Source organism: Arthrobacter sp. SLBN-100 (assembly GCF_006715305.1).
GTDB lineage: Bacteria > Actinomycetota > Actinomycetes > Actinomycetales > Micrococcaceae > Arthrobacter.
The window spans coordinates 1-16,380 of record NZ_VFMY01000002.1; the positions used below are offsets into that span (position 1 = coordinate 1).

General features: G+C 62.7%; 14 protein-coding genes and 2 pseudogenes. 11 read left to right on the forward strand and 5 right to left on the reverse strand.

The window, feature by feature from the left end; translation table 11 throughout:
- The coding region (locus FBY31_RS21225; protein WP_142045648.1) for a hypothetical protein at positions 1-206 on the forward strand (206 nt) is incomplete at its 5' end.
- 903 nt (positions 207-1,109) lie between these two features.
- Here FBY31_RS21225 and FBY31_RS23865 read toward each other — a convergent pair.
- From FBY31_RS23865 to FBY31_RS21250, 5 genes and pseudogenes are all read right to left on the reverse strand, one after another.
- Positions 1,110-1,673: pseudogene (locus FBY31_RS23865) on the reverse strand (isocitrate lyase/phosphoenolpyruvate mutase family protein); the annotation flags it as partial.
- Between the two features lie 951 nt (positions 1,674-2,624).
- Positions 2,625-3,737 carry an NADH:flavin oxidoreductase gene (locus FBY31_RS21240; RefSeq protein WP_235013235.1) on the reverse strand — a complete coding sequence of 371 codons (1,113 nt, stop codon included), beginning with the start codon at positions 3,735-3,737 and terminating at the stop codon, positions 2,625-2,627.
- Positions 3,738-3,751: 14 nt separating this feature from the next.
- Positions 3,752-3,913 (reverse strand): hypothetical protein, encoded by a 162-nt coding sequence (locus FBY31_RS23480; RefSeq protein WP_235013236.1) that lies wholly within the window; start codon positions 3,911-3,913, stop codon positions 3,752-3,754.
- Positions 3,914-4,535: 622 nt separating this feature from the next.
- Positions 4,536-4,832, reverse strand: a complete 297-nt coding sequence (locus FBY31_RS21245; protein WP_142045652.1) for a DUF1330 domain-containing protein — start codon at positions 4,830-4,832, stop codon at positions 4,536-4,538.
- A 998-nt stretch (positions 4,833-5,830) separates the two neighbouring features.
- The gene (locus tag FBY31_RS21250; protein WP_142045654.1) at positions 5,831-6,592 is read right to left on the reverse strand and encodes a 3-hydroxyacyl-CoA dehydrogenase; all 762 of its coding nucleotides are present in this window, start codon (positions 6,590-6,592) and stop codon (positions 5,831-5,833) included.
- Between the two features lie 212 nt (positions 6,593-6,804).
- Here FBY31_RS21250 and FBY31_RS21255 point away from each other — a divergent pair, with 212 nt between their 5' ends.
- The 10 genes and pseudogenes from FBY31_RS21255 to FBY31_RS23580 all read left to right on the forward strand — a co-directional run bounded on the left by FBY31_RS21255 (position 6,805) and on the right by FBY31_RS23580 (position 15,932).
- Positions 6,805-7,989, forward strand: a complete 1,185-nt coding sequence (locus FBY31_RS21255; protein ID WP_142045656.1) for a thiolase family protein — start codon at positions 6,805-6,807, stop codon at positions 7,987-7,989.
- A 170-nt stretch (positions 7,990-8,159) separates the two neighbouring features.
- On the forward strand, positions 8,160-8,408 hold the full coding sequence (locus FBY31_RS21260) for a hypothetical protein (RefSeq protein WP_142045659.1): 249 nt from the start codon (positions 8,160-8,162) through the stop codon (positions 8,406-8,408).
- A 35-nt stretch (positions 8,409-8,443) separates the two neighbouring features.
- Positions 8,444-8,694, forward strand: a pseudogene (locus FBY31_RS21265) (enoyl-CoA hydratase-related protein); the annotation flags it as partial.
- A gap of 184 nt (positions 8,695-8,878) precedes the next feature.
- Positions 8,879-10,447, forward strand: a complete 1,569-nt coding sequence (locus FBY31_RS21270) for a Re/Si-specific NAD(P)(+) transhydrogenase subunit alpha (protein WP_142045661.1) — start codon at positions 8,879-8,881, stop codon at positions 10,445-10,447.
- Between the two features lie 47 nt (positions 10,448-10,494).
- Positions 10,495-11,922: a Re/Si-specific NAD(P)(+) transhydrogenase subunit beta gene (pntB, locus tag FBY31_RS21275; RefSeq protein ID WP_200833485.1), complete on the forward strand. Its 1,428-nt coding sequence runs from the start codon at positions 10,495-10,497 to the stop codon at positions 11,920-11,922.
- A 664-nt stretch (positions 11,923-12,586) separates the two neighbouring features.
- The gene (locus FBY31_RS21280) at positions 12,587-13,039 is read left to right on the forward strand and encodes a MaoC family dehydratase (protein ID WP_200833486.1); all 453 of its coding nucleotides are present in this window, start codon (positions 12,587-12,589) and stop codon (positions 13,037-13,039) included.
- Positions 13,040-13,443: 404 nt separating this feature from the next.
- Positions 13,444-13,584 (forward strand): hypothetical protein, encoded by a 141-nt coding sequence (locus FBY31_RS22890; RefSeq protein ID WP_160142495.1) that lies wholly within the window; start codon positions 13,444-13,446, stop codon positions 13,582-13,584.
- Between the two features lie 723 nt (positions 13,585-14,307).
- On the forward strand, positions 14,308-14,559 hold the full coding sequence (locus tag FBY31_RS21285) for a hypothetical protein (RefSeq protein WP_142045663.1): 252 nt from the start codon (positions 14,308-14,310) through the stop codon (positions 14,557-14,559).
- Between the two features lie 613 nt (positions 14,560-15,172).
- A complete protein-coding gene (locus tag FBY31_RS23575) occupies positions 15,173-15,601 on the forward strand; it encodes an SDR family NAD(P)-dependent oxidoreductase (protein WP_142045665.1) in 429 nt (142 codons plus the stop codon).
- Positions 15,555-15,932 (forward strand): SDR family NAD(P)-dependent oxidoreductase, encoded by a 378-nt coding sequence (locus tag FBY31_RS23580; RefSeq protein WP_142045667.1) that lies wholly within the window; start codon positions 15,555-15,557, stop codon positions 15,930-15,932. The genes FBY31_RS23575 and FBY31_RS23580 overlap by 47 nt, the downstream gene beginning before the upstream one ends.
- Positions 15,933-16,380 lie beyond the last annotated feature (448 nt).

Here is a 16,380-nt window from a genome sequence, read left to right on the forward strand (position 1 = left end):
CCAACGTAGGGTCCCTACTCGGTATCGGGTTTCCGACATGGACCGGCGGCGCCGCGCAATTCGTGGTGGGGTACCCCGGTGGCGTCCACGCCTTCGTGGACCGTGCCCGTCAGCTCGCCAAGAAATACGGGGAACGCTTCGAGCCACCCGCGTCGGTGGTCCACGCCGCCAAGACCCCCATGCAGTCAGAAGGCGCTGGGGTCTGAAACTTTGCGGCAGGTGGTCTCGGCCGACGTCGAGACCCCCTGCCGCAGTAGCCTTTCGTTGACGAATGGATCAGAAATACCCGTCTCTTCCGGCGAGCCGCCACATAGGTGATCAAAATTGTCGACGCAGGCACCAGTCGTTTCCGTATTTCCTCCATGCAGTCACCCTGCTCTGCTCGCGTCTGGGAGACCCGCATGTTCATATTTTCCTGCCGGAAAATTCCATGCAGAACTGGCTTCAGTGTCTGAGGAACCGGACCTAAAATCCGCGACCTGTGAATGGAACTAGAACTATGACACTAAGTCTGGACACTATCGGCCAGGAATGGACTGCTAGAGAGCGGTTTTGGGACTCCACGCAAGCCATCTCCTATGCACTCGGAGTCCGCGCCGTGGTGCCACGGACCCTGGGACGAGGTGGAGTTCACGACCGAAAACTCCCAAGGGGTAGACCAAAAAATCCTCCCACCTTTGCCGTCGTCCTTAGTTCCTTTGACGGCCGTCTAAGCCGGTTCGGTGACTTCCCCCTCTCCGCCGTCCTGCATCCAGGACAGGAACTGACACTGCACGGGCCCTTGCCCACGGCGAAACCTGCGTCACGAGGTCGCGCGTGGTGGACGTCCTGGACAGGGCCGCGTTGGTGGAGTCCTCAGCTAGTGGGCGCCGGGCGTCCAGGACGGAGGCGGCCGGGCGGCAGACGTCCATCGGGTGCTAGGTCGTCGGCAAGGCGTCAATTTCCTGCCGGATGATCGCATCCAGGGCCCGTCTCCTCGAAGCTGCACCGGACGGTGAGTTCTTGGACGGGATAGCAGCGAGCGATAGAGCAGCGAATTCGTGTCCGGTTCGACCTGGGACACCGCGATGTAGTTCACCATGACCCGGTGAGGCCCTTTTTGATGTCTTGAAGACGCCGGAATCGAATCTGTTGTATGCCTTCATAATTCACGAGGTCATAGGGGCGGGCTCTGGTGAGCATTTCCGGCACTCGCACGTGTATGTTGACTCCGGGCCGGCCAGCTCCTCCACCGTGAACGGTGCGCTCTGGCCGAACTCGGTCATGTTGGCCAGGATCGGGACGTCGACGGCGTCGCCGATGGCCTGGAACTCGGACAGTTCCTTCATGGCCCTGGTGAAGATGGCGTCGGCGCCGGCCTCCATGAACGCCCTGTCACGGTCCTGGTGGCCGCCAGGCCGTCGATGTCCCGGATGTGGATATGGGCGATGATCAGGAAGTTCGGGTCCCCTGCGCGTCGGCCGTCGCGCGGACCCCGCTTGGAGGCGGTGTCGAGGTCCACTACGTTCTTGGCGTCCAGGGGTCTGCAGTGCTTGGGACCTAGCTGGTCCTCGACGAGGCAGCCGCCCATTCCGAGGTTTTCGAGCTCGAGCTCCTAGGCGCTGCGGACGACGTTCGTGGGCTCACCGAAGCCGGCGTCGGCGTCCATGATGCAGGGGCAGGTCAGTCATCCTGTGATTCTCCCGGTGCGGGCGGTCTCATCAAAACCACTGCGATGTCCAGCCCGGCGTCATCAGCGAGCCCGGCGAGCCAGCGGCCCCCTGCTCGCCGCCCACGCGTCGACCTGATCCGGGTCCACTCGGGAGGCTCCGTCGGGCTCAGTGGAGAAGACCCGCGTGAAGTGGCCGGTGGTCGGGACACACAGGAGGGCGAACGGGCGCTTGAAGGAGTCGGTGAACTCGTACACGGGTCGATTTCGGGGCCCGCTTTGGCAGCTGTACAGGCCCCACGGCGTCAAGCTCAAGGGGGGCTGAACGGTAGAGGTTCGTTCCGGAGTACTTGGAGAGCCGGAAGGCCATCCGTGTTCCGAAGCGGTTAACAACAGACTGGCCGTGCGTGTCCTGCACCGTCAGGGCGCTGGCCCCGGCCAGGACCAGCAGTAGGACGGTTCTTTGCATTCGGTGATAATTGCCCCCACTGGCCACTCCCCCGTTGAGTCCTTCGCGGTTTTTCACATTGCCGGCTAATTCTTGGACGCTGCTTTGGCACCAGTCTGCCGTCAATCCATCCCAAGCCGCTGTTGCCGTTGGCCGGCCAGTTTACAGCTAGTGGGACTCAACAGTCCATCACCGTCGCCAACAACGAGGTCGGGCGAAGCAAGCGAAGGAGTTGCGGGTCCTCGGCCACCATCCCGCGACCCAGAGAGGGATAAGTTCGGGGTCTTCGAGTAACGTCGCGCGCACTCCGACCACCACCGTTGTTGTGACATGTACCGCCACTGGTCGACCCCGGGCCACGCCGCGGAACTGGCTCCGAAGACATCGATACCTGAGGCCAGACCCTTGGCGACCGACAAGCCGAGCAGCCATGCGCGATGGGTGCGCCGAATGGGATGTTCGGCTTGTTCGAGGCCAACCTCGAACTCTTCCAAGGCCCAGTCAGTGGGTAGGTTGATGGTTCGGGAGCTATCGGACGAAGTCGTCCCACATGCTCGTGATGTAATCGATGAACCGGGGGCCCACATCCTCCGCCTCGAGGTGGCGTCGAGAGACGGGCTGGTCGATGCTCACGAACTTGGGGTCTGCAAGCACCCGGTTAGCGAAATCGTGATGCAAGATCGCGCCGGTGCCGACCATGACGAAGTCGGCGCCCTCGTCGAGGCACCATTGGACCGCTGCAGCTGAGGTGATCTTCCCCGCCACGCCGAGGCGGGTGCCGTGTCGGGGCAGCGCGGAGAAGAGCTCGGTCAGCGTCTGACCACCGTACTGTGCCTCCTCCGGTCGCGACTTCACGTCCCACAGCGACATGTCCAGGTAGTCGACGAGACCGCTGGCCATGATCTGCTCGGCGACGACCAATGACTCGTCCAAAACGATGCCGTAGCGCCACGGGCTCAGCCGGATCCCGACCTGGAAGCCAGGCTCAGTGGCGCCGCGCACCGCCTCGAGAACCTCGAGGAGGATCCGTGAGCGGTTAGTGAGGTGGCCGCCATATTCGTCGTTGCGGGTGTTCCTTGTGGCATCGAGGAACTGCGCGAGGAGGTATCCGTGCCCTGCGTGGATCTCAACGCCGTCGAAGCCCGCCTCCTGTACACGGCGTGCCGCTCGCGCGAAGTTCGCCACGACGCCCTTGATCTCGGCAGTGGTCAGCGCCCTGGCCCCGTGTTCCGTATCGTCCCACGGAGCGACGGCAGGAACGCCGGAGACAGCAGGATTGGCCCGCCTGCCGCCATGGTGGAGTTGGACGCAGGAAACTGCCCCACCCGTTCGAAGGGCGGTCGCCAACTGGGTAAGTCCGGGCAGGCACCGGTCGTCCCATACGCCGAGCTGACCCGGGAAGGCCTTACCCTCCGGAGCGACGTACGCGGCGCAGGTCATCACCATGCCGAAACCGCCGATCGCGCGGCGCCCGAGCCAGCGCAACTCGTCCTCGTGGAGTGTGCCGTCTTGGTTGCTCTGCTGGTTGGTGAGCGGAGCTAGCACCAGCCGGTTGGGCCACGCCGGACCATTGTCCAGTTCCATCGGGCGCGCAGGCAGTGGCGCGGGCGGAATCAGCTCGTTGTGGCGTGTGGACGACACGACGGTCCTCCCCGTCATGCTCTCTGCTCCCTGTCCGGAGCGTGTGCCCTGCCCGTCTCAGGCGCGTGGCGGGCAGTGGCCCACGCCGTGCCGACCTGGGCCAAGCGGCGCGCCAGGCCGCGTCCCTGCGCGTCTGTGCCACCAAGAACGGTGATAGTGGGCTCTGCAATTTGCATGTGGAACTCCTAGCTGTGATGGTTGGGTTGCCATGTGTCGGATCTTCCCCTTCTCGGCGATAATCTGGCGCGACTTACGGCGGCTCCTCGATCTAGGAACGTCCGGAAGGATAGGGGGAACGATTGGTGCTCTTCGCTGTGGAGCGTATTTCGACGGAATCCACCTCTTGCCGCGCACGCTCGAGAATCCGTGGCGGGATGCGAACCGTGGCCCGTGCCGTTCCTCCGGTTTGCATCACGAAAGGGCTGACGCCGCCGGGGTAGCCGGTGATGAAACTGTGCCGCGCTACCGATCCAGACGGGGAATCCGATCCCCTAGAAGACGAAACCCGCGGGCCGGGAGTCTCGGGGCCGGTCATCCATGCCCACTGTCGGAGCCCGAGTCCTGCCCTGGATACCTCCCGCGATGACGGGTGGGAGACTGGCGCGCGTTCGGGTTAATGGGCGCAGCAGCGGTGGACCTTATCATTTCCGGAAGCACCCGACGATGGGTCGTCGCGGACGCCAGCACGACCGAACTTGAGTCACTGAGCTCGGCCTTGAACTTCGTAGTAACCTTTCTCCTGCTCAACCAGCGGCCGGGGAGGAGCTTCGCGAGCCGATTCAGCTCCAGCAGTTCCCCTCAGGCACCGAAGGAGGGCGTTCCCACCATGCTGCCGCCTCGCGTCAGCGAGTGTCGAAGCTTCTTCAGCGGTTGGTAATCCGGGTCGTCGTAGAAGCTGCGGAACGCCTCTTCGGACGGGAACTTGAGGATCACCACGCCCGGAGCGGGCGGCTTTCCCTCGATCGGGGCGGCTTCGGCTGCCGCAGCGACCTCTCCGCCATGCCTGGTGATGATCTCCACGGCGCCGGGGATGTAGTCCTCGCCGTAGCGCTTGGGGTCCTCGATGGCGTGGTGGACGACTGCGTAGTAGCTCACACGATTCTCCTGTTCTTTTAAGGTTGGTCGGTGCGCTCAGCCCCAGGAGGAGCCGAGGGTTGAGCGCATCAGGGCTCGCGCGCCGGGCTGCGCGTCAGTAAGAACGGTATCCACTCCCGCCGGGTACAGTCAACCCAATTGACCAAATAAGTTTGCTGAAGCCGGTTCCTGCGCAGTCCGGCGGATCGATGAATATGGGCCTGCGGGCTTGGTTGAACTTCTAGCATCCGCTAAAAAGCGAAGACACACGCGGGCCACCCGGTTTGCAATACCAGCCCACAGCGCGGGGAATACGGGATCGGCTAAGACGCTGGCCGGTCGTACGGGCGCGGCGACGCGCTCGTACAAATATCCGTCAGAATCGCATCACGCGGGGGCGGCTTCGGACATGTGAAGCTTCCGCCTGCAAGGCTTTGCAAATCGGACCCACACCAGATCACCCTTGTCCGAGACCTCGTCAACCTCTACGGACTCCTTTAGGCCCGAGTCGTGCTGCAGGACAACCCGGTCCTGCGGATGCAGGGTGGTCCAATTAACGGTGTCTAGTTTGGCGGCACCGCTCGTATCGGCGCTTGCATTTCGCTGTCATGCGAGTCTAATTTCCAATGAAGGCTAGGGGCCAGGCATCGAAATGAGTTTCGCGCCCCACGCCCATTTAGAGGGGGATTTCCGCCCATCGGAATTAGGGAGCACTTCATCGCCGTTTCTTCCCATCCCACTGCAGCAGGCATCACCGACGATTGTCGTCCGTCTGTCGCTGCCCTGGTGCGCTCCGCTGGACGGTGAAATCCAGGTGCGTGGGAGCGCTCAATAACGGAGCAGTCCGGCTAATTCATTGAGCCAGCACGTCCACACCCCGTGGTTGCCGCCCTGGGGGCTAGCATGTCCGCGTGGGGTTTCATCAACGAAGTCTCGCCCGTTCATTCCACTTGAGTGCTCCGTCAGGCTGAACCTTAGATTGTCGAAATCAACAGTTCTACTTCCGTACAGTCAAGTGGTTAGCGCGGGGCCATTCGGATGGCCCCGTCGAGTCGGATCGTCTCCCCGTTGAGCATCGGGTTTTCGATGATGTGGGCGGCGAGGGCCGCGTATTCCGCCGGTGTTCCCAGCCGGGACGGATGAGGTGTCTGGGAACCTAGGGAAGCAATGGCCTCCTCCGGCAATGACTCGAACATCGGCGTATGGAACAGCCCGGGGGCAATGGTCATGACCCGGATCTTGTGCTGGGCCAAGTCGCGGGCAATCGGCAGCGTCATGCCGGTGACGCCTGCCTTGGACGCCGCGTAGGCCGCCTGCCCGATTTGCCCGTCAAACGCCGCGACCGAGGCGGTGTTGATGATAACGCCCCGCTCCTCGGCCTCCGTCGGGTCCTCAATCATACGGGCAGCCGCCAGACGGATGACATTGAAGGTGCCAATGAGGTTGATTTCGATTACCCTGCGGAAGTCCGCTAGCGGGTGCGGACCCTTCTTGCCGACGACGCGGACGGCGCTGGCGACGCCAGCACAGTTCACTACGATATTCAGGCCGCCGAGCTCCGTCGCGGCGTCAACGGCCGCCTGGACGTCATTCTCATCGGTGACATCCACCGGGGAGAACCTGACGCGTGCCCCGAGTTCCTTGGCGATGACCTCGCCATTGGACGAGGGGAGATCGGCGATCACGGCCGATCCCCCCGCTTCCACGATGCGGCGAACCGTTGCCAGGCCGAGGCCGGATGCTCCGCCGGTCACCAGTGCTGTCCTGTTGGTGATTTCCATAGTTTGTCCGTCATTTCCTTCTGCGATGGTGCACTACGGGCCGAGTGCGTCCGCACTGGCCTCCATTGCGGGCTTTGGTCCGAAGAGGCATGCCCTACATGGACAACTTACTTGGAAGCCCTAGCATTTACTAGGGAGTCCTAGTAAATTGAGAGAGAGCACCATCCTTCGGGATTCGGTTTCCCTGTTTCTACAAGCAGACGGGCGTTAGAATGCGCAGCAGTGAAAAAATAGTCCTTCTCGATGGGGCGCGCACGCCGATCGGCAGTTTCGGCGGTGTCTTCAAGGATGTCCCAGGGTATGAGCTCGGAGCCGTGGCGGCCAAGGTGGCCCTGGAACGCTCGAAGGTTGCGGCCGGGGATATTGAAGAGGTCGTTATGGGCTGCATCGGGCAGGTCGGCCCGGATGCCTATAATGCCCGCCGCGTGGCCATTGCGGCCGGGCTGCCGAAGAATACCCCGGCGTACACCGTCAACCGGCTCTGCGGGTCCGGGCTGCAGGCCATCTGGTCCGCGGCCATGCAGATGCGCTGGGGCGGTGTGGACTTCGCCCTGGCCGGCGGCAACGAGTCCATGACGCGCATGCCGTTCTACGACTTCGGCGCCCGCGACGGATACAGGCTCGGCGACCGTAAACTGGTCGACGGGACCGTCGCGATCCTGACCGACCCCTTCAGCGGCAGCCACATGGGTGTTACGGCCGAGAACGTGGCCCGGAAGTACAACGTCTCCCGCCAGGCACAGGATGAATTTGCCCTCGAGTCCCAGCGCCGCGCAGCCAGTGACGTTGCGCGCGCAGCCTTCGCCGAGGAAATTACCGCGGCGCAGACCGGTGGACGCAAACCGGTCACTGTGGATGTGGACGAGCACCCCAAGCCCGGCACGACTTTGGAGGCCCTCGGCAAGCTGCGCGCGGCCTTCGAAGACGGTGGGACCGTCACCGCGGGCAACTCCTCGGGCATCAACGATGGCGCCGCGGCCGTCGTGCTCGCCCGCGAGTCCGTCGCCGCCGAGCGCGGGCTGACTGGGCTAGTTACCCTGGAGGCCGTCGCCACGGCTGCGATGGAACCAGAGCTGATGGGCTACGCGCCCGTCCTCGCCCTGCACAAGCTGTTTCAGCAGACCGGCACCACCGCCGCCGACATCGATGTGATCGAACTCAACGAGGCATTCGCCGCCCAGGCCGTCGCCGTGATCCGGGACGCGAAGCTGGACCCGGAAAAAACCAATCCCTACGGCGGTGCCATCGCACTGGGCCACCCGGTCGGGGCCACCGGGGCGATCCTGTCTTTGCGTGTGGCCAAGGACCTGGCCCGCCGCGACCTGGAACTCGGCATCGTCACCATGTGCATCGGCGGGGGCCAGGCCCTCGCCGCCCTCTTCCGCCGGGTTTCATAACCCCTGGGCTAGCCAGAACGGACGGTCGATGGATGGAAGGCCCCGTAAATCGGCAGGGGCGCCGACCAGAGCATCGCTGCAACTAACAAAGCTCGCGGCGAGCTGTTCGGCCGGAGGGAAGAGCCGACTGACGGCCCGGCCAGATGGCGCATCAAGGAAGTAAGGAACGGATGTCTACGATTTATGTGCGTGCCCGGAACGCTTGGGACGCCCAGGAACAACTTAACGCGGCAGAGGGCAGGTTGCAGCTGCAGGGAATGCGAATCCGCACGCACGGAATTCTGGCCACGGAGATCAGCGCAGGACATTTTGCGGTCGCGCTCACCGAGCGTTTCCCCTGCGGGTTCACGCACGTGGAGTCGGTGAACCCGCCGCTAGAAGAGGCAGTGCGGAGGGCTTTCCGAAACGTGCCGCCTTAGGTTCCCCGGTACGACAGGGGGAACCTGTGACGAAGCTGGCCTCCCGCGTGGTGCTGGCCGCGGACGCCGTCGAGGAGGCGCTCAAGGCCACCGCGGTGATCGAGTCCAAGTCGAAGCCGGTGGCGATGCTGGCGAAGTAAGCCGTGAACGCCGCCTTCGAAACCGGCGTGGCGCAGGGCGTGCTGTTCGAACGCCGCCTGTTCCACTCGCTGTTCGCCACCGAGGACCAAAGGAGTGCATGGCGGCCTTCACCGAGAAGCGCCAGCCCGAGTTCAGGCAAAGCTGAACCAGGGGCAGGTTTATGGGCAGGGCGCGGAGACTATAAGCGGCCCAACTTCTCAGGAGATATCAACTAGATGTCACGCCGGTGGCCCAGCATCTTGCTGGTTGGTTTTTGAAGAATGAATCGATACTGGTGCGCCGGGCAAGGGTGTTGCCCGGTTTGGTTGGTTGGATGAAAGAGAGTGAACGTGACACGTATTGGCATTGTGGCCGAGTTAGGCCGCGAGACGAGGGTGGCGGCTACACCCGTCACCGTCAGGCAGTTGGCGGATTTGGGCTACGACGTTGTGGTCGAAAAGGGTGCCGGGGAGGCCGCGTCCTTCCGTGATGAGGCATATGCCGAGGCGGGTGCGCTGATCGTGGGCGCGGACGAGGCCTGGGGCAGTGAAGTCGTCTTGCGGATCAATCCGCCTACTGAGGACGAGATCGGCCGACTCGCGTATGGCGCAACGCTGATCGGAATGCTGGCCCCCAGCTTGCGGCCGGAGCTGGTGGAGGCTTTGGCGACGCGTCCGATTACGGCGCTGGCGTTGGATGCGGTGCCGCGGATCTCGCGTGCGCAGGCCATGGACGTGCTCAGCTCCATGGCCAACATTGCAGGGTACCGGGCCGTGATTGAGGCCGCCCACGAGTTTGGCCGATTTTTTACCGGCCAGGTGACCGCGGCAGGCAAGGTACCGCCGGCGAAGGTCTTGGTGGCCGGTGCCGGCGTGGCGGGCCTGGCGGCGATCGGGGCCGCGTCCAGCCTGGGCGCGATCGTGCGGGCCACGGACCCGAGACCGGAAGTAGCGGATCAGGTGAAGTCCATTGGTGGGACCTACCTCAAGGTTGAAGTCGAGGAGGAGATGAAGTCCTCCGACGGATATGCCAAGGCCACTTCCGAGGCCTACAACCGGCGCGCGGCAGAAATTTACACCGAACAGGCGCGCGACGTGGACATCATCATCACCACGGCACTGATTCCGGGACGCCCAGCGCCGAAGCTGCTGACGGCCGAGGACGTCGCCGAAATGAAGCCGGGCAGTGTGATTGTTGATATGGCTGCCGGCCAGGGTGGCAACGTGGAAGGCTCGGTGGCCGGAGAACGGGTCGTGACAGATAACGGCGTGGTCATCCTCGGCTATACCGACCTGCCGGCCCGGTTGCCGGCCCAGGCGTCCCAGCTGTATGGGACGAACCTTCTGAACTTGCTTAAGCTCCTGACCCCGTACAAGGACGGCCAGCTCAGGATCGACTTTGAGGACGTCGTGCAGCGGTCGGTGACCGTGGTGCGGGACGGTGAGAAGACCTGGCCGCCGCCACCTGTTCAAGTCTCGGCCGTGCCCCCAGCAGCCCAGGCGGACGCCACCGGCACCGGGGAGCGCTCCGCCGAAAAGGCAGCAAAGAAGACTGGCCTGAGCCCTGCCGGGAAAGCCGGACTCATTGCTGCGGGTATCGCTGTTCTTTTTGGGATTAACACGGTGGCTCCGGCGCCGTTGCCGCAGCACTTCACGGTGCTGATGCTGTCGGTTGTTGTCGGCTTTTACGTCATCGGGAAAGTCCATCACGCCCTTCACACACCTCTGATGTCGGTCACGAACGCGATCTCCGGGATCATCGTCGTCGGTGCCCTGCTGCAGGTCACCTCGGAGAACCCCGTGATGCAGGTCCTGGCCGCGGTCGCGGTGCTGCTGGCCAGCATTAACATTTTCGGCGGGTTCGCCGTGACCCGGCGGATGCTCGCGATGTTCTCCCGCGGAAGCGGGGCACGTAAATGAGTACCGTCACTGTCACCGAAGCAGCATTGATTACTAGGAGCTTGACTGTGTCTGACACCGTTTCCGGTCCGTTGACCGCTGATTCCATCGCGGGGGCGGCGTACATTGTCGCGGGCCTGCTGTTCATCCTGTCCCTCGCCGGGCTGAGCAGGCACGAGAAGGCCCGGGCCGGGGTCATCTACGGCATCACGGGCATGGTCATCGCCCTCGCGGCTACGGTCTGGCTGACCGTGCAGGGTGTCTGGGGCACCGGCCACGCCCTGACCGGCCTGGTCCTGCTCGTGATGGCTGTCCTGGTCGGCGGCGCGATCGGGCTCTGGCGCGCCCGCGTCGTCGAAATGACCGGAATGCCCGAACTCATCGCACTGCTGCATTCCTTTGTGGGCTTCGCAGCGGTCCTGGTCGGCTGGAACGGCCACCTTGAAGCCCCGGCCCTGGCCCCGGATTTGATGGCCGTCCACCATGCCGAGGTGTTCATCGGCGTGTTCATCGGCGCGGTAACTTTCACCGGCTCGATCGTGGCGTTCCTGAAACTCTCGGCGAAGATGAAATCCTCACCCCTGATGCTGCCGGGCAAGAACGGCATCAACGTCGGCGCCCTCGCGGGGTTCATCGCGCTCACCGTCTGGTACGTCAACGACTCCCAGCTCTGGCTCCTCGCCGTGGTTACCGTCCTGGCGCTGGGTTTGGGCTGGCACCTGGTGGCCTCGATCGGCGGCGGCGACATGCCCGTGGTCGTGTCCATGCTCAACAGCTACTCTGGTTGGGCCGCCGCCGCGGCGGGCTTCCTGCTGAACAACGACCTGCTCATCATCACCGGCGCCCTGGTCGGTTCTTCGGGTGCGTACCTGTCCTACATCATGTGCAAAGCCATGAACCGGTCCTTCATCTCCGTAATTGCCGGCGGCTTCGGCATCTCAGCCCCCACTACCGGGGGAGACGCGAACCAGGGCGAGCACCGGGAAATCACGGCCGAAGCCACCGCGGAAATGCTGGCCAGCGCTTCCACCGTTGTCATCACCCCCGGCTACGGGATGGCAGTGGCCCAGGCCCAGTACCCCGTCGCTGAACTCGCTAACCAGCTCCGCGAACGCGGCGTTGACGTGCGCTTCGGCATCCACCCCGTCGCCGGCCGGCTGCCCGGGCACATGAACGTGCTCCTCGCCGAAGCTAAAGTCCCGTACGACATCGTTCTGGAAATGGACGAAATCAACGACGACCTCGACGGGACCTCCGTGGTCCTAGTGATCGGGGCGAACGACACCGTCAACCCCGCCGCCGCCGAGGACCCCTCCAGCCCCATCGCCGGTATGCCAGTCCTCAAAGTCTGGGAAGCAGACAACGTCATCGTCTTCAAACGCTCCATGGCCGCAGGCTACGCCGGTGTCCAAAACCCCCTCTTCTACCGCGAGAACTCACACATGCTCTTCGGCGACGCCAAAGCCCGCGTCGAAGACATCCTCAAAGCGTTTTAACGAGAGAACAGACCATGCTGAGACGCCGAGTTGTCACCGATAACATCGGCCAGAAGGCAAGGTGCCCGGGCGTGCTGGAGCGGGCTCCTCGCGCAGAGGAACACCGACAGCCCGGCAGGCCATCACCATCGACGACCTGTGCGCATCCCCCGGGGTCGGCCTCCACTTCCGCCATGAGTTCCTGCTCCAACACTGGCACGAGCTGTTGGTGCAGCACGGCCAGGAGTGAGGCTCCTTGGAGTATCCGTTGGCGTCTGTCTGGAGGCGCCGGCGGAAACCGCACGACAAACACCAGCCAAGACAGTAAAGACTTCTGACCATGCAAGTAGCGACTGATGGTCTCCTCATAGCGTTCAGCTCCGAAAGGAATTAGATGCCTTACAGCTACCGGTAGCCGTCTGCCGAGGGGTATTTTCTGGCTTCTTTGGCCCTTACTGGTACCTCTGCGGATGCAGTGTGTGTAGAGTACGGATTTTCTAAGCCCGGAAGGCTTTAGTTGAAGTTATACAAATGGGTGGGGACATTCCGCGAAAAAGGGCGAAGAACCAGCTCAACACCCGTAGTGCCCCCCATCCGCCTATATCACTGGCTATGACCTGTCAGTCGACGGGCCAACAGATTCGTCTAGATCGTGATGCCAACCCTAAAAAACGAAGGAGTTTTCGTGACTAAATTCAGAAACCTCGAGGAACTGTTGGCGGCGGCCGGATCGGATCTGGGCAGCTCAAGGACTATCATCCTTGACCAACCCCGTGTCGATACTTTCGCGGACATCACAGAGGATCGGCAATGGATACACACAGACCAGGAACGCGCTGCGGAGGGGCCATTCGGCACGACCATTGCGCACGGGTTCTATACGCTTTCGCTGGTTGCCCCGTTCCTCGAGGATTTGCTGGAAGTCGAGGGGGTGTCCTCCGCCGTCAACTACGGGCTGAACAAGGTGCGTTTCCCCTCGGCGGTCCCCACCGGTTCCGAGCTGTCTGCCAAGGGCACCCTCGGGTCGGTGGCGGCCACCACCGCCGGGGCGGAAGCCACGGTCAATGTCATCATTGAGCGTACTGGCGGGACCAAGCCTGTCTGCGTCGCAGAAGTTATCATCCGGTACTTTCACTGATACAGAAAACCGGTAGGGCCTGCCCTGCCGGCTGAAACTTTCGCGGTGGCGGTGTCCGCAGTCTTGCCGGTTTCCGCTGCCGGTTCATCTTCGTTGTCGGGATCCGCACGTCAGCAAGGAACCTCATCGGAACTTACGTGAGTTGAGACAGGAAAATCCCCGGGTTTCCGGGATCTTCCTGTCTTTTGATGTCGGTGTCTGGCTGCTTTTTGGGATTTTTGATGGGGTCGTGGGCGAAAGCTACGGCTTGGTGCTGTCTCGGTGTGGGCATGGCCAACAGGTCGGAGGAGCCTTGGGATAATGTCGGCGAGCAATCTTTCGAGCCGGGCCTGCCCGCACACCGAGAGCATAGAGCTCGGTAGCGGCCGTCGCTACTCATGTGCCCCAATTCGTGGCCGAGAGTGGTGTCGGCGAACCAAGACCTGATAACCAGCTTCGAGGACGGTGAACAAATCTGCGCGGCCAGCAATTCCATCACCACGTCCCGTTCCGGCATCCTGGCCGCCAAGGTCGATTCGGAGCTCAGCCCCGTGGCCCTGGCGTAGACAGTTTCGATATTCCTGTTGGTAGGGAGTGGACGACCTGCAGTTGCGAGCTAAGTATTTGAAGCTATGAGCGCCCCCTGTTCGTGCGGTTCAGCGCCGGGGGTCGTGCGAGAGAGCACCAGCGGTCGCGCGGCCTGGCGCCGCTGGCGCCCTCCGTGAAAGTTGCTAGGCGGTTGCTAGTGCTGTGTGTTCGCGCCTGTTGCAATTGCCTGTCTCGGCCCAGATCGTGTTGTAGATGATCCGGTCCATAATCGCGTCGGTGAGAACGCGGAGCCGAGCCGCTGGTAGCAGTCCTCATGCGAGTACTGGGTGCTGAACACTGCAGACGTCTCCCCGTCCAGGCCAGCCTTCGCGACTGCGATAAGGAAGGTCGCGAGAATTGTGGCAACGATCGCCTTGTTGACGTCAATCGTTGCTTCCGCAGTCGACATATCGACGCCACCCACATCAGGAGTGCTGCATGCAGTAGGCGCTAAAGCAGATTCCGCGTCAATGATGCACAAACTCGATGTCGTTTTATGCTGATGCTTTCTCCTCGTAATCATCCAGAACGCCGTTGCGCGCCAAAGGCTTGCGAATGCCCGAAGCCCATCACGATCCAGTACCTTTACCCCACCATGCGCAGCAAGCGCAAGGATGCTCGGCCCAGTGACATTGGGTACTCGCTGGTCTTCGTCCACGTGCGGGACTTCGACGGAACCCTGGCTCGTCTCTTGAAAGCCGGTGCGACCCGATGACCACCAACTCAGCGACCAAGGCGTTCTCAACATCGCTCTCGGTGCTCGTGAGCGGGTGCCGTGGGAGCACACCCGTAGGCGCGTCGCTGCCGCGGAAGGTACGAAGGTCCACCTCGAGCTTCCACTGACGGAGGTTGCGGCCACCAACTACGTCGACGATCCCGACGGATTCAGCGTCGAGCTGATCTACATGGAGCAGTCCGCCAATAAGGACTTCGGGCTCGTTCCTGTCGAGTAGCAGCGCCGAGCAGGGACCACGCGGAACTGCTAGCGCTGGATCGGCTCGCGAACCCCCTCCCCAACCGCTGATTGATCAGGAGAAGCCCATAACGAAGTGCAGGGCCGAGCTTAACGACTCAAGTTCGATTGCATTGGGGGGATCGCGACGACTCACTCCGGCGGCATGAGCGGACGTGACGCAACAGCGCGGTCGACAACACAGCACCCAAACGCGGCGAGTCGGTCTGATGCGAGCCAACCCAAGTTTCTCGTCAGGGTCAGGTGAGCTCGCCTGCGTCGGAGCGTTATCCGCTCGACCACAGTTGACTAGCGTGGCGCTTGTGGTTCTCGAGGCTGGGTCAAGCGAACATCGGCTGGTGCCCCCTAGGATGCACACCCCCGGTAACGGGAGGCAACGGGACACCGTGTAACGCCAAGACAACGGCTCGCGAATGAGCGAGCGTGGCATTCCTACAGTTCAACTCCATTTTTCACAGGAGCTGTCTAATCCTCGATCCGCCGACGCGGCTCGGCAATGGTGGCGATTCTGCTTCGGCAGGGATTGCTGGTCCTGGGCAGGGATTGAGCGATTTTGTTGGTAAAGAGAATAAAGGGCAACAAAGGAGGGCAGCATGCTTCAAGGTAAAGTAATCATCGTCACCGGCGGCGCACGCGGGATCGGAAAAGCCTGCGCGGAACTGTTTGCAAACGATGGCGCGAAGATCATGATAAATGACCTGTCGCTTGACAATGCGGAAGCCACCGCGGCCGAAATACGCGCAAAGGGTGGTGATGTGCGCGCCGTTGGCGGCGACATGTCGGTCGAGGCTGACGTCATTGCAATGGTGGACAAGACCATCGAGGCCTTTGGTCGGATCGACGGTGCCGTGAACAACGCGGGCGTCGCCATGACCGGTGCGCCGATCAGCGAACTGCCGCTCGAAGGCTGGAACCACGTCATCGGGGTCAACCTAACCGGGCGTATACCTCTGCACCAAGTATGCATCCCGTGCGATGACGAAGACTGGGGGCGGCGCCATCGTCAACATATCGTCGGCTGACGGGCTGATCGAACGGCCTGACGCGGCTGACTATAATGCGTCGAAGCACGGCGTGATCGGCCTCACTAAGTCGGCGTCAACGGAGTATCGTGAATCTCGCGTTCGCGTCAACGCGGTTCTGCCGGGGCTAACCGTCACACCGCTGATCGAGAGCTTGTTGGATGACCCTTCCTTCGGGCCACAGGTCGCAAATATCGCGGCTCGCCACACGATCGACCGGCACGGGCAGCCGATCGACATCGCCGAAGCCTGCCGCTGGCTCCTGTCAAATCATTCATCGTACATCAACGGGGTCAGCCTGCCGGTCGATGGTGGCTACTTGGCGCGCTGATGCAGATGGAGGGCGCGCATCGAGGGTGGGCTCCGGGTACCAACTCTCGAGCAGGGACAGCGTTCGCCCGCCGGTATGCCGTCAAAGTAGAGCGAGGTAAGGTGGTGCCGGAAATTTGGACACGTGGCTAGCTACGGCGTGTTTCAAAAGTGGTCACTTCGCGACCACAGGTTGATCGCGGCGATGCGGATGGTGGCGGTGTAACAGACGGCTTGCCGTATCCGGTGGCCACGGCGCGGTTCTGCTTGAGCAACTTGATCCCGCACTCGACGGCGTGACGTTGCTTGTAGGATTCGTGGGCGAAGGTTGCTGAGCGGCAACGGCCGATCCCTTGCGCTTGCGGTAAACCGCCTCGTCGGCCTTGACCGGGACCGTGCCCGGACACCGCGGTGACCAGGTGAGCGCGGTTCGCCGCGCTGCTGCATGCCTTGGCGGCAAGCACCCGGTC

Excerpts from the sequence above, each read along its gene's own strand:
- FBY31_RS23480 (WP_235013236.1), bottom strand. The coding sequence starts at position 3,913 with ATGCAAATTGCAGAGCCCACTATCACCGTTCTTGGTGGCACAGACGCG.
- FBY31_RS21250 (WP_142045654.1), bottom strand. The coding sequence starts at position 6,592 with ATGGAAATCACCAACAGGACAGCACTGGTGACCGGCGGAGCATCCGGC.
- FBY31_RS21255 (WP_142045656.1), top strand. The coding sequence starts at position 6,805 with ATGCGCAGCAGTGAAAAAATAGTCCTTCTCGATGGGGCGCGCACGCCG.
- FBY31_RS21260 (WP_142045659.1), top strand. The coding sequence starts at position 8,160 with ATGTCTACGATTTATGTGCGTGCCCGGAACGCTTGGGACGCCCAGGAA.
- FBY31_RS23575 (WP_142045665.1), top strand. The coding sequence starts at position 15,173 with ATGCTTCAAGGTAAAGTAATCATCGTCACCGGCGGCGCACGCGGGATC.
- FBY31_RS23580 (WP_142045667.1), top strand. The coding sequence starts at position 15,555 with ATGACGAAGACTGGGGGCGGCGCCATCGTCAACATATCGTCGGCTGAC.